This window comes from Nocardioides scoriae, from assembly GCF_900104965.1.
Lineage (GTDB): Bacteria > Actinomycetota > Actinomycetes > Propionibacteriales > Nocardioidaceae > Marmoricola > Marmoricola scoriae.
Genome location: NZ_LT629757.1, coordinates 548,275 through 566,018, shown reverse-complemented (window position 1 = coordinate 566,018; position 17,744 = coordinate 548,275). Strand labels below are relative to the sequence as shown.

Annotated in this window: 16 protein-coding genes; 5 read left to right on the top strand and 11 right to left on the bottom strand. The window is 73.6% G+C overall.

Annotated elements, in window-relative coordinates:
* Window positions 1–35 precede the first annotated feature (35 nt).
* Complete coding sequence (locus tag BLU55_RS02695; RefSeq protein WP_091725746.1) at window positions 36–1,058, top strand: 5'-3' exonuclease H3TH domain-containing protein; 1,023 nt, start codon at window positions 36–38, stop codon at window positions 1,056–1,058.
* 114 nt (window positions 1,059–1,172) lie between these two features.
* The gene (locus tag BLU55_RS02690) at window positions 1,173–1,607 is read left to right on the top strand and encodes a VOC family protein (RefSeq protein ID WP_091725742.1); all 435 of its coding nucleotides are present in this window, start codon (window positions 1,173–1,175) and stop codon (window positions 1,605–1,607) included.
* Between the two features lie 190 nt (window positions 1,608–1,797).
* Here the strand turns inward: BLU55_RS02690 and BLU55_RS02685 are convergent, their stop codons facing one another.
* From BLU55_RS02685 to BLU55_RS02655, 7 genes are all read right to left on the bottom strand, one after another.
* Window positions 1,798–3,975, bottom strand: a complete 2,178-nt coding sequence (locus BLU55_RS02685) for a glutamine synthetase III family protein (RefSeq protein WP_091725739.1) — start codon at window positions 3,973–3,975, stop codon at window positions 1,798–1,800.
* Window positions 3,976–4,124: 149 nt separating this feature from the next.
* Window positions 4,125–4,856, bottom strand: coding sequence for a hypothetical protein (locus tag BLU55_RS02680; protein WP_091725734.1), 732 nt, complete (start codon window positions 4,854–4,856; stop codon window positions 4,125–4,127).
* Window positions 4,853–5,524, bottom strand: a complete 672-nt coding sequence (locus BLU55_RS02675; RefSeq protein ID WP_091725732.1) for a SatD family protein — start codon at window positions 5,522–5,524, stop codon at window positions 4,853–4,855. Before BLU55_RS02675 ends, BLU55_RS02680 begins: the two co-directional genes overlap by 4 nt.
* A 49-nt stretch (window positions 5,525–5,573) precedes the next feature.
* Window positions 5,574–8,555, bottom strand: coding sequence for a bifunctional [glutamine synthetase] adenylyltransferase/[glutamine synthetase]-adenylyl-L-tyrosine phosphorylase (locus BLU55_RS02670; RefSeq protein ID WP_091725729.1), 2,982 nt, complete (start codon window positions 8,553–8,555; stop codon window positions 5,574–5,576).
* A 9-nt stretch (window positions 8,556–8,564) separates the two neighbouring features.
* Complete coding sequence (locus BLU55_RS02665) at window positions 8,565–8,966, bottom strand: STAS domain-containing protein (protein WP_091725726.1); 402 nt, start codon at window positions 8,964–8,966, stop codon at window positions 8,565–8,567.
* Between the two features lie 87 nt (window positions 8,967–9,053).
* Window positions 9,054–10,391: a glutamine synthetase family protein gene (locus BLU55_RS02660; protein WP_091725724.1), complete on the bottom strand. Its 1,338-nt coding sequence runs from the start codon at window positions 10,389–10,391 to the stop codon at window positions 9,054–9,056.
* 24 nt (window positions 10,392–10,415) lie between these two features.
* Window positions 10,416–10,844 (bottom strand): hypothetical protein, encoded by a 429-nt coding sequence (locus tag BLU55_RS02655; protein WP_157682698.1) that lies wholly within the window; start codon window positions 10,842–10,844, stop codon window positions 10,416–10,418.
* A 100-nt stretch (window positions 10,845–10,944) separates the two neighbouring features.
* Here BLU55_RS02655 and BLU55_RS02650 point away from each other — a divergent pair, with 100 nt between their 5' ends.
* Window positions 10,945–11,631, top strand: a complete 687-nt coding sequence (locus tag BLU55_RS02650) for a response regulator transcription factor (RefSeq protein WP_091725717.1) — start codon at window positions 10,945–10,947, stop codon at window positions 11,629–11,631.
* A 3-nt stretch (window positions 11,632–11,634) separates the two neighbouring features.
* On the top strand, window positions 11,635–12,933 hold the full coding sequence (locus tag BLU55_RS02645) for a sensor histidine kinase (RefSeq protein WP_091725715.1): 1,299 nt from the start codon (window positions 11,635–11,637) through the stop codon (window positions 12,931–12,933).
* A gap of 61 nt (window positions 12,934–12,994) precedes the next feature.
* On the opposite strand, the gene BLU55_RS02640 is transcribed toward BLU55_RS02645, so the two are convergent.
* From BLU55_RS02640 to BLU55_RS02625, 4 genes are all read right to left on the bottom strand, one after another.
* Window positions 12,995–13,372, bottom strand: a complete 378-nt coding sequence (locus tag BLU55_RS02640; protein WP_091725713.1) for a hypothetical protein — start codon at window positions 13,370–13,372, stop codon at window positions 12,995–12,997.
* A gap of 98 nt (window positions 13,373–13,470) precedes the next feature.
* Entirely contained in the window at window positions 13,471–13,857 is a 387-nt protein-coding gene (locus BLU55_RS02635) for a hypothetical protein (protein WP_091725711.1), read from the bottom strand.
* 101 nt (window positions 13,858–13,958) lie between these two features.
* Complete coding sequence (locus BLU55_RS02630; protein ID WP_091725708.1) at window positions 13,959–14,711, bottom strand: type 1 glutamine amidotransferase; 753 nt, start codon at window positions 14,709–14,711, stop codon at window positions 13,959–13,961.
* Window positions 14,712–14,714: 3 nt separating this feature from the next.
* Entirely contained in the window at window positions 14,715–16,763 is a 2,049-nt protein-coding gene (locus tag BLU55_RS02625; RefSeq protein ID WP_091725706.1) for an NAD(+) synthase, read from the bottom strand.
* Between the two features lie 82 nt (window positions 16,764–16,845).
* Here BLU55_RS02625 and panB point away from each other — a divergent pair, with 82 nt between their 5' ends.
* Window positions 16,846–17,718 (top strand): 3-methyl-2-oxobutanoate hydroxymethyltransferase, encoded by an 873-nt coding sequence (gene panB, locus BLU55_RS02620; protein WP_091725703.1) that lies wholly within the window; start codon window positions 16,846–16,848, stop codon window positions 17,716–17,718.
* Window positions 17,719–17,744 lie beyond the last annotated feature (26 nt).

Genomic DNA, 17,744 nt, shown 5'->3' with positions numbered 1-17,744 from the left:
GCCCCGACCGGCACGTAACATGGTCCCCGATCGCGATGACCCCACCCGACGACGCCCCCCGCAGGCTGCTCCTGGTCGTCGATGCTCCCTCGCTGCTGCACCGCAACCACCACGCGCGGGCGCACACCCGCATCCTGGACCGGTCGGGACGGCCCGTCTGGGCGCTGCACGGCATGCTGCGCCAGATCCTGGAGTGCATCGAGCGCTTCGAGCCCGACGCAGTCCTGTTCGGCCTCGACGACCGGACCTCCTCGCACCGTCGCGACCGCTACCCGGCGTACAAGGCCGGCCGGGCGCCCAAGCACGCCGAGCTCGTCGAGCAGCTCGAGCGGGCCGGGGCGCTGCTGGAGGCGCTGGGCCTCGCCACGCTGACGCCTCCCGGCCTGGAGGCCGACGACGTCAGCGCTTCCGGGGCGGCGTGGGCCGGACACCACGGCTGGGACTGCGTGATCGTGACCTCCGACCGCGACGCCTTCGCCCACATCAGCGCCCACACCCGGGTGCTGCGGCTCATCGACGGCGGCATCTCCGCCTCACCGCTGCTCACACCGCGGCGACTGCGGCTGATGTACGACGTCGCCGCCGAGAACTACCTGGCGTACGCCGCCCTGCGCGGCGACGCGAGCGACAACCTCCCGGGAGTCGCGGGCATCGGGGAGAAGGCCGCGATGGCGCTGCTCGACGTGGCCGGCGACATGCAGGCGGTCTGGGCCGACGTCGAGCACGACCAGGGCCGCTCGCTCGCAGCGGCACTCGACGCCCAGGCGACCGAGGCGGGTGGTCGCCGGACCGGCGCCACCGTCGTGCGCCGGCTCAGCGCACCCGGCGCCCGGGAGCGCTACGACTTCAACGTCGAGCTGATGTCGGGCCACGCCGACCTCGACCTCGGACTCACGCCCGACCGGCCAGGGACGCCCGGGCTGCTGCCCCTCGACATCGACCGCGTGACCCGGGTGGCGGGGTTCTTCGGGGTCGACGCCACCACGGACCTCGCGGTGCGGGTGCTCACCGGACAGCCCGCGTCGGGGTCCGGGTGGCGGCCGGCAGCCCCTGGCTGATCGCGCCACCCCGGGTGCTGACCGGCCCACGCCGGCCCCCGCGATGATTCCGGGCAGCCGAGGCGGTCAGAAGAGCGACGGCAGCCAGCCGCGCCACGCACCCGAGGAGACCCGATGTCCGGCTACCTGACCACCTACCTGATCTTCGACGGCGACGCCCGCCAGGCCATGGAGCACTACCAGTCCGCGCTCGGCGGCAAGCTCGACGTCATGACCTTCGGCGACATGGGTGCCACGGGCCCGGTCCCGCCGCCGGACGGCGTGATGCACGCGCTGCTCGTCACCGATGACGGCTTCCGGCTGATGGCCTCCGACGGCCCGCCCGGCGAGGAGATCCGTCGCGGCAACGACTTCGGCGTGGCCCTCAGCGGCGACCCGCAGGACGAGGCCCTCCTGCGTGGCTGGTGGGACGCCTTCTCCGCCGGCGGCACGGTCGACGTCCCCCTGGAGAAGCAGATGTGGGGTGCCTACTTCGGGCAGGTCACCGACCAGTTCGGGGTCACCTGGATGTTCAACATCGAGAGCGGCGAGGAGCCCGGGACGTCCTGAGGCGGTCGTCGGGGTCGGGCCCGCGGCGCAGCGGGCCCGACCCTTCGAGACAGGACTTCGTCCTTCCTCAGGGACCGGAGCAGGTGGACTGCGTCCTTCCTCAGGGACCGGAGCAGGTGGACTGCGTCGTTCCTCAGGGACCGGAGCAGGTGGACTTCGTGCTTCCTCGGGGAGCGCGGAGGACGAGCGGTCAGAGCAGGTAGAGCATCTCCTGGTAGGTCGGCAGCGACCACAGGTCGTCGGCCACGACGCCCTCGAGGACATCCGCGGCCTCGCGGACGGCGGCCATCGCGGGGATGACGGTGTCGCGGCAGAAGGTCGCCGCCTCCATGCCGTCCTCGGGGTGGTCGTGCGCCACGGCGGCGGCGAGCTCCTTGAGGCCGGCGCGCAGCGCGGCCAGCGGGACGGAGACGGCCTCGAGGTCGGCGAGGTCTGCCTCGACGCCGGCGGCCTTGAGCGCCGAGACGTTGGTGGCGAGCTCGGTCTGGTAGCGCACCGCGGCGGGCAGGATGATGGTCGTGCCCATCTCGAGGGTGAGGTTGGCCTCGACCGAGATCGACAGGACGTACTGCTCCAGGCCGACCTCGTAGCGCGAGTGCATCTCGCGCTCGTTGAACACGGCGTACTTCCCGAACAGCTCGACGGCCTCGGGCGAGATCAGCTCGGGCAGCGCGTCGACCGTGGTCCGGAGGTTCTTCAGGCCCCGCTGCTCGGCCTCGATCGGCCACTCGTCGGAGTAGCCGTTGCCGTTGAAGATGACCTTGCCGTGGTCGGAGACGATCGAGGTGAGCAGCGCCTGGACGGCCTCGTTGAAGTCGGTGCCCCGGGCCACCTCGGTCTCGAGGTAGGTCGCGGCGTGGTCGAGCGCCTCGGCCATGATCGTGTTGAGCACGACCATGGGGCCGGCGACCGTCTGGTTGGAGCCCGGCGCCCGGAACTCGAAGCGGTTGCCGGTGAAGGCGAACGGGCTGGTGCGGTTGCGGTCGCCCGGGTCCTTGCTCAGGTTGGGCAGCGTGTCGACGCCGATGGTCAGCGTGCCCTTCTCCTTGGAGTGGGTCGCACCGCCCTTGGCGATCTGGTCGAAGACGTCGGCGAGCTGGTCGCCGAGGAAGATCGAGATGATCGCGGGCGGGGCCTCGTTGGCGCCGAGGCGGTGGTCGTTGCTGGCCGAGGCGACCGAGCTGCGCAGCAGCCCGCCGTACAGGTCGACGGCGCGGATCACGGCGGCGCAGAAGACGAGGAACTGCGCGTTGTCGTGCGGGTTGTCGCCGGGCACGAGCAGGCTGCCGAGCTCGGAGTTGCCCAGCGAGAAGTTGACGTGCTTGCCGGAGCCGTTGACCCCGTCGAAGGGCTTCTCGTGGAACAGGCACTCCATGCCGTGCTTGCGGGCGACGGACTTGAAGGTCGTCATCAGCAGCTGCTGGTGGTCGCTCGCCTCGTTGGCGCGCTCGAACATCGGCGCCACCTCGAACTGGCCGGGCGCGACCTCGTTGTGCCGCGTCTTGGCCGGGATGCCGAGCTTGAACAGCTCCCGCTCGGTGTCCATCATGAAGCCGAGCACGCGCTCGGGGATGGCGCCGAAGTAGTGGTCGTCGAACTCCTGGCCCTTGGGCGGCTTGGCGCCGAAGAGGGTGCGACCGGCGTTGAGCAGGTCGGGGCGCGCGGTGAAGAAGTGGCTGTCGACCAGGAAGTACTCCTGCTCGGGGCCGCAGTAGGCCACCACGTTGTCGGGCTCGTCGTGGCCGAAGAGCTCCAGGACCCGCTTGGCCTGGGCCGACATCGCCTGCTGCGAGCGCAGCACCGGGGTCTTGTGGTCGAGCGCCTCGCCGGTCATCGAGATGAAGATGGTGGGGATGCACAGCGTGTTGCCATTGGGGTTCTCCAGGACGTACGCCGGGCTCATGACGTCCCAGCCGGTGTAGCCCCGCGCCTCGAAGGTGTTGCGCAGACCGCCGTTGGGGAACGACGACGCGTCCGGCTCGCCCTGGATGAGGGTCTTGCCGGAGAACGACGCGAAGGCCGTGCCGTCGCCGACGGGGTCGAGGAAGCTGTCGTGCTTCTCCGCGGTCAGGCCGGTCAGCGGGTAGAACACGTGGGCGTAGTGGGTCGCGCCCTTCTCCATGGCCCAGTCCTTCATGGCCGAGGCGACGGCGTCGGCCACGGCGGGGTCCAGCGGCGTCGACTTCTCGATCGTGGAGACCACCGACTTGTAGACGCTCTTGGGCAGCCGCTTCTGCATCACGTTGAGGCTGAAGACGTTCTCGCCGAAGATCTGGCCGGGCTCCTCGCCCGGGTCGAAGCTGAAGGCCGGAGGCACGGAGGACTCGACGCCCTTGATGGCCTGCAGACGGACCTGGTTCGCGGTCATGGGACTCCTAGGTGAGTGGCCGACGGGTGGCCGGGACGTGGCGGGAGGGGACCCGGGGCCGGCTCGTGCGCCCGAACCTAGGCGGGACGTGTCACGGGGTTGTTTCGGCCGCGTGTCCGGGCGCGACCAGCTGCCCCGCACCGGCCACGTCAGGCGAGCAGGACCAGGGCTGCCAGCGCCACCAGCCAGCTGACGAAGCTGCCCACCAGGAAGTACTCGGTGAGGCGGTGGATGCGGGCCTGGTCGGCCCGCGACTGCAGCTCGGGCCAGCGCAGCAGGCCCTTGGCCGCGATCACCACGCTGGCGGCGGTCAGCTCCCCCGCCAGCCCCAGGCCGAGGATGACCAGCCGCTCCATCGGGCCGAGCAGCCGACCGCCCTTGAGCTCCTGCTCGGGGTCCGCGGCGGTGTCGTGCTCGGCGGGGCTGACGGTGCCGGTGACGGCCAGCACCAGCCGCACCAGCACGTTGCCGGTGCTGAGCTGCACCAGCACCGCGCCGAGCACGAGCAGCGCGCGGTCGGGCTGCAGGCCCTCCAGCGGCGGCAGGGTCGCGGCGTCGAGCCAGCGACCCAGCGCCCCGCCTCCCTCGCCGGCCCAGGGCGAGGCTGCGACCGCGAGCAGCAGCGAGCCGGCCAGGACCACCAGCGGCACCGCCGCCGGGCCGCCCGCGAACGCCCGGTGGACGCTCTGGCCCCAGGCCACCACCAGGCCTGCCACCACCACCAGGCCCGCGACCTCGACCGGGGCGGTGAGACCGGCCAGGAGCCCCAGCAGCACCGCCGCGGCGGCACCGACGGCCTCGTCGACCCCGCGCAGGGGCCGGGCGGAGCGCAGCAGGTCGGTCACGCCGCAGCCGACCAGCAGCAGGCCGATCCAGGTCATCGCACGCTCCTCAGCAGCTCGTCGGCCCGCAGCACCACCGCGAGCCCGTCGTGACGCACCCGCTGGCTCACCGCCGAGGCGGAGACGCCCTCCTGCTCGGCGAGCTCCACCTGCGTGCGGCCCAGGAGCAGGCCGCCCAGCAGCCGCAGCGACCGCGTCGAGAGCGATCCCACCACCTGGTCCCGACAGAGCAGCGCGGCCTCGACCGCCGCCGGGTCCGGACCCCCCGCCCCGTCGGCCGGGCGGTAGGAGGTGCGCAGGTGGTGCTGGCCGGGGCGGCGGGCCACGGCCTTGACCGCGTCGATGGCGTCGCGGGCGGCCCACCAGCCGGGCCCGTCCTCGATGCGCGGTGACTCCTGGAGCACGCCGACCCGTCCCCAGCCGACACCGAAGCGCAGGCCGACCGGGCCGACGTCCGGCGTGCCCGCCAGCACGCAGGGCAGCCACAGGGTGGCGTGCAGCGCCTGCCCCACCGTGTCGAAGCACCCCTGGAGCTCGTCACCCACCGTGATGCGCAGCGGCACCCGCGGGCGCAGCTGCCGGTCGGCCGCCTCCAGGGCCTCCTGGAGGCGCCGGTGGAGCTCGTCGCGCTGCGGGGTCGTGCGCGACCCGACCACGTCGCCGATGAGCGTGGCCACCACACCGTCTGCCTGCTTCAGGTCGGCCATCTGAAGATGATAGCTTGATTCGCCCGATGTGAAGCAATCCGCTTCTTGATCACTCCCAGAAGATGCGGTCCACGATCCCTCGGGCATGACGGGCGGTGCGGAGGTAGTCGTTGACCATCTCGTCGGACTCCCCCACGTCGTACATCAGGATCGCCGCGACCGCCGCCCGCTCGCGGGCGTCGCGCGGCAGCATGTCGGACGGCTTGCCCCGGACCTGCACGGTGGCGTTGCGGGCCCGGCTCGCGAACGTCCAGGCCTGGGCCAGGCCCTCGGCGTCGTCGGCGTCGAGCAGGTCGTGCTCGACCGCGACCCGGAGGGCCTCCAGGGTCTTGGTGGTGCGCAGCTCGGGCACCCGGCCGGCGTGGCGCATCTGGAGCAGCTGCACGGTCCACTCGACGTCCGACAGGCCCCCGCGCCCGAGCTTGAAGTGGGTGGCGGGGTCGGCTCCGCGCGGGAGCCGCTCCGCGTCGACGCGGGCCTTGATGCGCCGCACCTCGACCACGTCGTCGGGGCCGAGGCCGGCCTCGGGGAAGCGGATCGGGTCGACGAGGTCGGCGAAGCGCTGCTTGAGGTCGGCGTCGCCGGCGACCGGCTCGGCGCGCAGCAGGGCCTGGGCCTCCCAGACGGCCGACCACTTGGCGTAGTACGCGGCGTACGACTCGAGGGTGCGCACCAGTGGGCCCTGGCGGCCCTCGGGGCGCAGGTCGGCGTCGACCTCCAGCACGGGCTCCTTGCCCTGCTCCTGCAGCAGCCGCCGCAGGTCGTTGACCACCGCCTGGGCCATGGACGCGGCCAGCTGCGGGTCGGCCCCGGGCAGCGGGTCGTGCACGAACATGACGTCGGCGTCGCTGCCGTAGCCGAGCTCGTAGCCGCCGTAGCGGCCCATCGCCACGATCGCGATGCGGGTGGGCATCGCGACCCCGCGGGCCGCCTCGACGCCCCGGGTGACCGCGGCCAGGGTGGCCTCGAGCGTCGCGTCGGTGACGTCGCTCAGCGCATAGCCCACCTCGGCCACCCCGAAGGGCACGCACAGGTCGGCGACGCTGATCCGCAGCAGCTCGCGCCGACGGATCGCCCGCACGGCCTGGACGGCCTCGCGCGGGTCCTCGCGGCGGCGGGCGGCGGCCAGCATCTCGCGCTCGACGGCCTCGCGCCCCAGCGGCTTCAACCCCTCGGTCTCCCCCAGCAGCGCGACCGCCTGGGGTTCGCGCTGCAGCAGGTCGGTGGCGTAGCGGCTGGTCGCGAGGATCTGGGCCATCCGCTGGGCCGCCTGGCCTTCGTCGCGCAGCAGCCGGAGGTACCACGGCGTCGACCCGAGCGCCTCGGAGATCCGCCGGAACCCGAACAGCCCGGCGTCGGGGTCGGGCGCGTCGGCGAACCACTGCAGCATCACCGGCAGCAGCTGGCGCTGGATCTGGGCGCTGCGGCGCACCCCGGAGGTGAGCGCCTCGAGGTGGCGCAGCGCGGCCTTGGGGTCGAGGTAGCCCAGGGCCTTGAGGCGGGCGGTCGCCGCCTCCGGCGAGAGCCGGGCCTCGTCGCTGCTGATCCGCGCCACGGCCGCCAGCAGCGGCCGGTAGAAGATCTTCTCGTGCAGCCGCCGGACCTCCCGGCGGTGGAAGTGCCACAGCTTGTCGAGCTCGGTCACGGGGTCCTTGGTGAAGCCCAGCGACCGGCCCAGCCGGCGCAGCGCGCGCTCGTCCTCGGGCACCACGTGGGTCCGGCGCAGCTGGTGGAGCTGGATGCGGTGCTCCAGGGTGCGCAGGAACGCGTAGGCCTCGTGCAGCTCGGCGCCGTCCTCGCGCCCGATGTAGCCCCGCTCGGTCAGCCGCGCCAGCGCGCTGAGCGTGGTCGGCGGCCGCAGCGCCTCGTCGAGCCGGCCGTGGACCAGCTGCAGCAGCTGCACGGCGAACTCCACGTCGCGCAGGCCACCGGAGCCGAGCTTGAGCTGCCGCTCGGACTGGTCGGCCGGGATGTGGGCGATCACGCGGCGGCGCATCGCCTGGACCTCCTCGACGAAGCCGTCACGCTCGGCGGCCGCCCAGACCAGCGGCGAGACCATGTCGACGTACGCCGCGCCGAGCTCGAGGTCGCCCGCCACCGGTCGGGCCTTGAGCAGGGCCTGGAACTCCCAGGTCTTGGCCCAGCGGCCGTAGTAGCCGGCGTGGCTGGCCAGCGAGCGCACCAGCGGGCCGGACTTGCCCTCGGGCCGCAGGTTGGCGTCGACCGGCCAGATGGTGCCCTCGCGGGTGTGCTCGTGGCAGGCCTGCATCAGCGCCGAGGCCAACTGGGTCGCGGCCCGCAGCGAGGGCTGCTCCTCGGCCCCCGGGAAGGGCTCGGCGACGAAGATGACGTCGACGTCGCTGACGTAGTTGAGCTCGTGGCCGCCGCACTTGCCCATCGCCACCACGGCCAGCCGGGTCAGGTCGGCGCTCGGCCCGACCTTGGTGCGGGCCACCGCCAGACCGGCCTCCAGGGTGGCCGCCGCCAGGTCGCTCAGCTCGGCGGCCACGTCGTCGACGCCCAGGTGGTGGGCCAGGTCGCGGGCCGCCAGGCGCAGCAGCACCCGGCGGTACTCCACCCGCATCGCGTCCAGCGCCTCGGCGTGGGAGAGGGTGGAGCGCGGCCGCTCGTCGTCGGGCTCGGCCCCCACGGCCCGGAGCAGGCCCTCGCGCATCAGCTGCGAGGTGGGCCGGGTCGAGCCGAGCAGGGGGTCGCACAGCTCGTGCCAGTGCTCGGGGTGGCGCCGCAGGTGCTCCCCCAGGGCCTGGCTGGCCCCGAGCACCGACAGCAGCCGCATCGAGGTGCCCTCGTCGTCGGCGACCTCGGTCAGCAGCTGCTCGCGGTCCTCGGCGGCGTCGGCGAGGTCGACCAGGGCGGCGAGCGCCTGGTCGGGGTCGGCGCTGCGCCCCAGCAGCGGCAGCAGCGGCTGCGCGGCCGCGCCGAGGCTCTCCAGCAGCGGGTGCGCCCGCTCGGGGTCGAGGAAGCCCAGCCGCGCCAGGCTGCCCCAGGGTCGTTCGGCTCGGCTCGGCACCGACCGAACCTACCGCGGCGGCCCCGGCCTGCCGGGGTGCACGGTCAGGACGCGGTCCAGGCCCGTGATCCGGAGCAGCTTGAGCGGCTCGGGGCGGCTGCAGACCAGCTCCAGGCGACGGCCGTGGGCCTGCTGCGCCTTCCACGCCCCCACCAGCACGCCCAGGCCCGTCGAGTCGAGGAAGGTGACCTCGTCGAGGTGCACCAGCACCAGGTCGGCCTCCTCCTGCACCGCCGCGGCGAGGGTCTGGCGCAGGCAGGACGAGGTGTGCAGGTCGACCTCGCCGCGCACCGTCACCGTGACGGACTCGCCCGCGAGCCGGAGGTCGGCCTGGGCGCCGTCGGGCAGCAGCAGGCTGCTGAGGCCGCGGGTGACCGAGGGGGCAGGCACGGAGGTCTCGCGTGTCGTCATGGCCCCACCCTCCCGTCGTGGGGCGGGGCGCCGCATCCGTACGGGTACTCAGGGTGGGCCCCCAGGCGTGGCGGGTGGCCGACAGCGCTAGATGACGGGCAGCATCCGGTCGCGCTCGAAGGCGGAGACCTGGCCGCGGTACTCCTCCCACTCCGCACGCTTGTTGCGGAGGAAGAACTCGTAGACGTGCTCGCCCAGGGTGTCGGCGAGCAGCTCGGAGTCCTCGGCGATCTTGATGGCGTCGTTGAGGTTCTTCGGCAGCTGCTCCAGGCCCAGCGCCTTGCGCTCGCGGTCGTTGAGCGACCAGACGTTGTCCTCGGCCTCGCGCGGGAGCTCGTACTCCTCCTCGAGGCCCTTCATGCCGGCGCCGAGGATGACCGCGAAGGCGAGGTAGGGGTTGCACGCGGCGTCGATGCTGCGCAGCTCGATGCGGGTGGACTGCGCCTTGCTGGGCTTGTACATCGGCACCCGCACCATCGCGGAGCGGTTGTTGTGGCCCCACGAGATGTACGACGGGGCCTCGCTGCCGCCGATGAGCCGCTTGTAGGAGTTGACCCACTGGTTGGTGACGCAGGTGATCTCGCTGGCGTGGCGCATGATGCCGGCGATGAAGTGCCGCGCGGTCTTCGACAGCTGGTACTCCGCGCCGGCCTCGAAGAAGGCGTTGGTGTCGCCCTCGAAGAGCGACACGTGGGTGTGCATCCCCGAGCCGGGGTGGGTGGTGAACGGCTTGGGCATGAAGCTGGCCCAGATGCCCTGGCTCAGCGCCACCTCGCGGACCACGGTGCGGAAGGTCATGATGTTGTCGGCCGTCGAGAGCGCGTCGGCGTAGCGCAGGTCGATCTCCTGCTGGCCCGGGCCGCCCTCGTGGTGGCTGAACTCCACCGAGATGCCCATCGACTCGAGCATCGCGATCGCCTCGCGGCGGAAGTCGGCCCCCCGCGACTGGGCGGTGTGGTCGAAGTAGCCGCTGCGGTCGACCGGCACCGGCTCCTCGCCCATCCCGGGACGCCCCTGGAAGAGGTAGAACTCGATCTCGGGGTGGGTGTAGAAGGTGAAGCCGCGGTCGGCAGCCTTCTGGAGGGTGCGCTTGAGGACGAACCGCGGGTCGGCGTACGACGGGGAGCCGTCGGGCATGCCGATGTCGCAGAACATCCGCGCCGTCGAGGGGCCCTCGCCGCGCCACGGCAGCAGCTGGAACGTCGACGGGTCGGGGTGGGCCAGCATGTCGGCCTCGGTGACCCGGGCGAAGCCCTCGATCGCGGAGCCGTCGAAGCCGATGCCCTCGGCGAACGCCCCCTCGAGCTCGGCCGGCGCGACCGAGACCGACTTGAGGTAGCCCAGCACGTCGGTGAACCACAGCCGCACGAAGCGGACGTCACGCTCTTCGAGTGCGCGGAGCACGAAGTCTTCCTGCTTGCCCATGGGGCGAGCCTAGGGCGTCGGTCGTCAGTCGTCGTCGGGCAGGGTGTTGCGCTCGAGCTCGGCGATGGTGGGACGGCCCCGGTTGCAGAACACCTCGAGGTCGACCGAGCTGCGGCCGTTGCTGAACACGGCGTCGACGTCGTCGTCGGGACCGCGCTCGTAGCTGACCGTGCGCCACCCCTGCGCGGGGGTGGCCTCGACGCCGACGGCGTAGCTGCCGCGGCAGCGCACCACGAAGCGTCCCCACTCCCCCCGCAGCGCGCGGCTCGGGCCGGGGTCGGCGAGCTGGGTCGGCGCGACGCTGCCCTCGACGCCCTCGGGGACGACCTCGGAGCCGAGCGGTCCGCGGCCGCGGATGCTGGCCCCGACCGTCGAGACGGCCAGCAGCCCCACGACGACGGCCAGCACCGCCGCGAGCACCCACGCCGTCACGTAGCCGGTCCGCCTCCTCATGGCGACCAGTCTGCTCGGCGTACCTCCACGGCACGCTAGGCGAGGGTTAAGGGCAGCCCAAGTCGGGCGGGACCGCCCGGCGCCTGGGTAGGTTGCGGGCGTGGCCCAGGTGCTGATCATCGAGGACGACGACCGGATCCGGCCGTTGCTGGTCCGCACGCTGCGCGAGCGCGGGTACGCCGTGTCCTCGGCGCCGACCGGCATGGCCGGGCTCAACCTGGCCCTCGAGAGCCGCCCCGACCTGGTCATCCTCGACCTCGGGCTGCCCGACGTGGACGGCACCCAGGTGCTGACGATGCTGCGCTCGGTCAGCGACGTGCCGGTCATCATCGCCAGCGCGCGAGACGACGACCCCGCACTGGTGGGGGCGCTGGACGCGGGGGCCGACGACTACGTGGTCAAGCCCTACACGACCGCCCAGCTGGAGGCCCGGATCCGGGCGGTGCTCCGGCGCACGGGGGCGGGGCCGGCCCGCCGGCAGCTGCTGAGCGTGGGCGGGCTGGAGATCGACGTGCCGGCGCGTCGCACGAGGCTGGACGGGCGGGAGGTCGACCTGACGCCCAAGGAGTTCGACCTGCTGGTGCACCTGGCCGAGCGGCCCGGCGAGGTGGTGAGCAAGAAGGACCTGCTCGCCGAGGTGTGGCAGCAGCCCTGGGGCGGCTCGGACAAGACCGTCGACGTCCACCTGTCGTGGCTGCGGCGCAAGCTGGGCGAGTCGGCCGCCGACCCGCGCTACCTGGTCAGCGTCCGCGGCGTCGGCATCCGCCTCACCGCCCCGGAGCAGTAGCCCGTGCGTCGCAGCCTGATCCTCACCGTCGCCGCCGTCGTGTCGATGGTGCTGCTGGCGATGCTCGTGCCGATGGCCGTGCTGGTGCGCAGCTACGCGCTGGAGGACCGGCTCTCCCGCGCCGCCCTCGAGGTGCAGGCGACCGAGAGCGTGGTCTCGGGGCAGGACACCGGGGCCGTCGCGGTCTACCTCGACCGCATCAACACCTCGACCGGCACCCGCACGAGCGTGCTCTACCCCGGCGGTCCGGCCGTCGGGCCCGACGACGAGGAGGACGCCCGGGTCCAGGAGGCCCGCGAGACGGGACGGGCCCGGGTCGACGACGTCGACGACGGCACCCAGATCCTGGTGCCGGTCTCGCGCGGCGGCAGCTCCTCGCTGCCCTCCCAGACGCCGGTGATCCGGGTCGTGGTGCTGCAGCCGGGCATCCCCGGCGAGGTGCTCCGTGCCTGGCTGATCCTGGCGCTGCTCGGCCTGGTGCTGCTCGGCGGCGCGCTGCTGCTGGCCGACCGGCTCGGGCGCACCTTCGTGGTGCCGCTCCGGGCCCTGGCGCGCCACACCCAGCAGCTGGGCAGCAGCCCCCGCCACACCGAGCCGATCACCCCGACCGGCCCGGTCGAGGTGCAGGAGCTCGGCTCGGCCGTCAACCGGCTGGTCGGCCGGATCGAGCTCCTGCTGGCCCGCGAGCGCGAGTCGGTCTCCGACCTGTCGCACCGCCTGCGCACGCCGGTGACCGCGCTGCGGCTGCGCATCGAGACCCTCGCCGACGCCGACGAGCGACGCCGGCTGGGCGCCGACCTCGACGAGCTCCAGGCCATGGTCGACCAGGTCGTCCGGGAGGCGCGGCGCTCCGAGCGGGAGGGCGTGGACCCCCGCACCGACGCGGTCACCACCCTGGCCGAGCGGATCCGGTTCTGGGTGCCGCTCGCCGAGGACCAGGGCCGGTCGATGGAGGTCGTGGTCGCACCCGCCGAGGCACCGGTCCGCGCCAGCGCCGAGGACCTCGCGGCCCTGGTCGACGTGCTGCTCGACAACGTCTTCAGCCACACCCCCGAGGGCGCGGCCGTGCGGGTCAGCGTCGGACCGGGAGCCGGCGGGGGTGCCGTGGTCGAGGTCGAGGACGCCGGCCCGGGCCTGCCCGAGGGCCTCGAGGTCGTGCGTCGGGGCACCAGCGGCGCGGGCTCCTCGGGGCTGGGCCTCGCGATCGCCGAGCGCACCGCCGCCGAGTCGGGCGGCCGGCTCGTCCTCGGGCGCTCGCCGCTCGGCGGCGCCTCGGTCCGGGTGGAGCTGGCCGGGTCCTAGGCGGACGGCCCGGCGGACCGTGGGGTCTGCCGGGCCGTCGCGACGGGTCGTGCGGGGTGGGTCAGCGGGTGACGATCTTCGACGTGCAGGTGGTGGTGCTCCCGCTCCTGCGGACCTCGACCACGAAGGTGTCCTTGCCGGCGGTGTTGCCGCGGAAGCGGTCGACGCTGATCTCGCCCTCGTCGTCGGCGGTGCGGACCTTGTTGTAGAAGGTCTTGCCGTCGTGCTTCATCAGCACGCGCCAGGTGCTGCCGGGGCGGGCGTCCTCGAGGTCGGTGTCGACGTCGAAGCCGCCGCGCTCGCGGTCGACGTTGAGCTCGTAGGTCGCGGCACCGCAGCGGGCGGTGCGCTCGATGTCGGCCTGGGCGGGGGTGGCGACCAACAGGGTGGCGGGGACGGTGACGGCGGTGAGCAGACCGGCGGCGACGAGCTTCTTCATGGTGGCTCCAGGGGTGGGTGGTGCGGATGGGTGGATGGGGTCGTGCGGGTGGTGCGGTGGTGCGTCCGGCGGGGCCGGTGGGGCGCGGGGTGCAGGCGTCAGAGGGTGACGCGGGCGGTGCAGTCGTCGCCCTGCTCGGGGGCGAGGGTCGCGACGAGCTCGAGGTCGTCGGCGGCGTCGGGCACGAACGAGTCGACGTCGAGCTCGGCGTCCTCGTCGGTCGTGCGCTGGCCCTCGACCAGGACGGTGCCGCCCTGGGCCAGGGCGACGGTCCAGCTCTCGCCGGGGGCCGCGGACTGGAGCTCGAGACCCACGTCGACGCCGCCGTCCTCGCGCTCCGCGCTGAGGGTGTACGTCGCCTGGCCGCAGCTCCCGCGGTCCGAGGCCTCCGCGTCACCGCCGCCCACGACGAGCCACACGCCGGCGCCGACGGCGACCAGCGCCGCGATGCCGGCGGCCACGACCAGGGTCAGGGTCTTCTTCACGGGGTTCCTCCTCCTCGGTCCCGCCGGCCTCGTCGAGGTCCTCGGTGCGGGTGATGGGAGGAGCGTGCCGCGGTCGGGCCTAAGCCCGGACCAGCGATGTCCTAAGGGCTGGTAAAGGTTCCGACGAGGCCCAGCAGCGAGGTCGCGAGCGGTCGCCAGGCGGCCTCGAGCTCGCCGCGGGCGGCGGCCACGCGACGTACGACCTCGTCGAGGCGCTCGCGGGGCTGCTCCCCCGGGTCGTCGTCGGCCCAGTCGGCCACCACGTGCTCGTCGACCTCGGGGTGCAGCTGCACGCCCCACACCGACGGGGCGAACCGGGCCGCCTGGAGCTCGCCGCCGGGAGCGCGGGCCAGCACGACGGTGCCGGGCGGCTGGTCCTGCACGACGTCGCCGTTCCAGTGCAGCCCGCGCCGTGCGGTCCCGGTGAGCGGGCCGAGCAGCGGGTCGGCGGCGGCCTCCTCGCTCCACCCGACGGCAAGCAGGCCGAGCTGCTGGCCGGCCGGGTCGGGACGCGAGCTGCCCCCGAGGGCGACCGCGGCGAGCTGGTGGCCCAGGCACACCCCGAGGGCGGGTACGCCGCTCCCGGCCGCCTCGCGCAGCAGCGCGCGCGTGCCCGGCAGCCAGGCGGCCTCGGCGTCGTCGTGCGCGCCCATCGAGCCGCCGAGCACCAGCAGCACGTCGTGGCCGGCGAGGTCCTCGGGCAGGTCCTCGCCGAGGTAGGGACGGCACACGTCGAGCACGGCGCCCGCCTCGACCAGCCAGCGGCCCAGCAGCGCCGCCGGCGCCTGCGCCTCGTGCTCGACCACCAGCACCCGCGGGGCGCGGCCGTCCCGGGTCCGGGGCTCCGTCGGCACCGCTCAGGCCTCCGGCACGCGCGCCAGGTCGGCCTTCCAGGCCGCGGCGCTGGCGTCGCTGGGCATCCGCCAGTCGCCCCGGGGCGACATGGTGCCGCCGGCGACGACCTTGGGGCCGTTGGGCAGGGCCGAGCGCTTGAACTGGCTGCTGAAGAACCGCTGCACGAAGACGCCGAGCCAGCGCCGGATCTCGGGCAGGTCGTAGGCGGCGCGGTGCTCCTCGGGGAAGTTCGCGGGCCACTCGCCGGCGTCGACGTCACGCCAGGCGTGCAGCGCCAGGAAGGCGATCCGGGTCGGTCGCAGCCCGTGGCGCAGGGTGTGGAAGAGGGTGAAGTCCTGCAGGGCGTACGGGCCCACGCTCGACTCGGTGCTCTGGGGCACCTCGCCCTCACGGGTCGGCACCAGCTCGGGGGTGATCTCCTGCAGCACGATGGCCGACAGCAGCTGGTTGACCGCGTCGTCGGGACCGCCCAGCTGCTCGCTGCTCACCACCCACCGGATGAGGTGCTGGACCAGCGTCTTGGGCACCCCGGAGTTGACCGTGTAGTGCGACATCTGGTCGCCGACGCCGTACGTGCACCAGCCCAGCGCCAGCTCCGAGAGGTCACCGGTGCCCAGGACGATGCCGCCGCGCTGGTTGGCCAGGCGGAACAGGTAGTCGGTGCGCAGGCCGGCCTGGACGTTCTCGAAGGTGACGTCGTAGACCTCCTCGCCCCGGGCGAAGGGGTGGCCCATGTCGGCCAGCAGCTGGGTGGCCGCGGGCCGGATGTCGAGCTCCTCGAAGCTCACCCCGAGCGCGGCCGAGAGGTCGGTGGCGAACCCCTTGGTGGTCTCGCCGGTCGCGAAGCCGGGCATGGTGAAGGCGAGGATGTCGCTGCGCGGGCGGCCCAGCCGGTCCATCGCCTTGGCCGCGACGATCAGCGCGTGGGTGGAGTCCAGGCCGCCGGAGACGCCGATGACGACCCGGGGGTGGCCGATGGCCCGCAGCCGCTGCTCCAGGCCGCTGACCTGGATGTTGTAGGCCTCGTAGCAGTCCTGCGCCAGCCGCGCCGGGTCGTCGGGCACGAACGGGAAGCGGTCGACCTTGCGCAGCAGCCCGATGTCGCCCGGGGGCGGCTCGAGGGCGAACTCGACCTCGGTCCACGCCGCCCGGTCGATGCCGAGCTGGCGACGGTTGTCGTCGAAGGTGCCCTGCCGGAGCCGGTCCTGGCGCAAGCGGTCGAGGTCGACGTCGACGACCGTGCGGCGCGGGCCCGACGGGAAGCGCTCGGACTCCCCCAGGAGGTCGCCGCACTCGTAGACCATCGTCTGGCCGTCCCAGGACAGGTCGGTCGTCGACTCGCCCTCCCCCGCCGCCGCGTAGACGTACGCCGCGAGGCAGCGCGCCGCGGCCGAGCGGACCAGCAGCCGCCGGTCCTCGGCCCGGGCCACCGTGATGGGCGAGCCGGACAGGTTGAGCAGCACCGTCGCCCCGGCCAGGGCGGCCCGCGCGCTCGGCGGCACCGGCACCCACAGGTCCTCGCAGACCTCGGCGAAGACGGTCAGCCCGGGCACGTCGGTGGCCCGGAACAGCAGGTCGGTGCCGAAGGGCACCTCGACGCCGTCCAGCTCGATGGTGCCGCCGGTCAGGCCGGCGCCGGCGGCGTAGTGGCGGGCCTCGTAGAACTCGCGGTAGGTCGGCAGGAACGACTTGGGCGCCACGCCGAGCACCTCGCCGCGGTGGATCACGACGGCACAGTTGTGCAGCCGGTTGTCGTGGAGCAGCGGGGCGCCGACCACCAGCAGCGGGCGCAGCTCCCGGCTGGCGGCGACCAGGGTGGCGATGGCCGCGCGCACGGCGTCGAGCAGCACGTCCTGCATCACCAGGTCGTCGATGGAGTAGCCCGTCAGGCACAGCTCCGGGAACAGCGCGACGGCGACGCCCTCGTCGTGGCAGGCCCGCGCCTGCTCGAGCACGGTCGCCGCGTTGGTGGCCGGGTCGGCGAGCGCGACCGGCATCGTGCAGGCCGCGACGCGGGCGTATCCGTGGGCGTAGGCCGAGGAGAAGTCCACCTCGCCAGTGTCGCAGAACGCCCGCCCGGCGACCGGTCCGGCTCGGTCCCGCCCGGGCGCGACGGACCGCTAGCGTGGCGCCATGAGCGAAGAGACCGCGCCGTACGGCTCCGGCGCCCCGGCCGCTGCCCCGACCACCCCCGGCGCGACCGGCATCCCTGCCAAGCGGATCCGCACCCACGGCCTGCGCGAGCGCAAGCAGCGCGGCGAGCGGTTCGCCATGCTCACGGCGTACGACATGTACACCGCGGAGATCTTCGACGAGGCCGGGGTCGAGGTGCTGCTCGTCGGCGACAGCGCGTCCAACAACGTGCTCGGCAACGAGACCTCGCTCCCGGTGACCGTCGACGAGCTGCTGCCGCTGACCCGGGCGGTGGCGCGCTCCGCCCGCCGGGCGCTCGTGGTCGGCGACCTGCCGTTCGGCTCCTACCAGGGCTCGCCGCAGCAGGCCTACGACACCGCCGTGCGGTTCATGAAGGAGGGCGGCGCCCACGCCGTCAAGCTCGAGGGCGGGCGCGAGATGGCCCCGCAGATCGAGCTGCTCTCCCGCGGCGGGGTGCCGGTGATGGCCCACATCGGCTTCACCCCGCAGAGCGAGCACACCCTGGGCGGCTACCGCGTGCAGGGCCGCGGCGAGGCCGCCGAGCGGGTGCTGGCCGACGCGCACGCCGTGGAGGACGCCGGCGCGTTCGCCGTGGTGATGGAGATGGTGCCCGGCGACGTGGCCGCCCAGGTCACCCGCGAGCTGGGCATCCCCACGATCGGCATCGGCGCCGGCCCGGACTGCGACGGCCAGGTGCTGGTGTGGCAGGACGCCTTCGGCCTGCGGGGCGGTCGGATGGCCCGCTTCGTCAAGCAGTACGCCGACGTCCGCACCACGCTGCTCGACGCGGCCCGGACCTACGCCGACGAGGTCCGCGACGGCTCGTTCCCCTCGCAGGAGCACACCTTCTGAGCACCCGGTCAGCAGGGGGACACGCG

Excerpts from the sequence above, each read along its gene's own strand:
- BLU55_RS02695 (WP_091725746.1), top strand. The coding sequence starts at position 36 with ATGACCCCACCCGACGACGCCCCCCGCAGGCTGCTCCTGGTCGTCGAT.
- BLU55_RS02690 (WP_091725742.1), top strand. The coding sequence starts at position 1,173 with ATGTCCGGCTACCTGACCACCTACCTGATCTTCGACGGCGACGCCCGC.
- BLU55_RS02685 (WP_091725739.1), bottom strand. The coding sequence starts at position 3,975 with ATGACCGCGAACCAGGTCCGTCTGCAGGCCATCAAGGGCGTCGAGTCC.
- BLU55_RS02680 (WP_091725734.1), bottom strand. The coding sequence starts at position 4,856 with ATGACCTGGATCGGCCTGCTGCTGGTCGGCTGCGGCGTGACCGACCTG.
- BLU55_RS02675 (WP_091725732.1), bottom strand. The coding sequence starts at position 5,524 with ATGGCCGACCTGAAGCAGGCAGACGGTGTGGTGGCCACGCTCATCGGC.
- BLU55_RS02665 (WP_091725726.1), bottom strand. The coding sequence starts at position 8,966 with ATGACGACACGCGAGACCTCCGTGCCTGCCCCCTCGGTCACCCGCGGC.
- BLU55_RS02660 (WP_091725724.1), bottom strand. The coding sequence starts at position 10,391 with ATGGGCAAGCAGGAAGACTTCGTGCTCCGCGCACTCGAAGAGCGTGAC.
- BLU55_RS02655 (WP_157682698.1), bottom strand. The coding sequence starts at position 10,844 with ATGAGGAGGCGGACCGGCTACGTGACGGCGTGGGTGCTCGCGGCGGTG.
- BLU55_RS02640 (WP_091725713.1), bottom strand. The coding sequence starts at position 13,372 with ATGAAGAAGCTCGTCGCCGCCGGTCTGCTCACCGCCGTCACCGTCCCC.
- panB (WP_091725703.1), top strand. The coding sequence starts at position 16,846 with ATGAGCGAAGAGACCGCGCCGTACGGCTCCGGCGCCCCGGCCGCTGCC.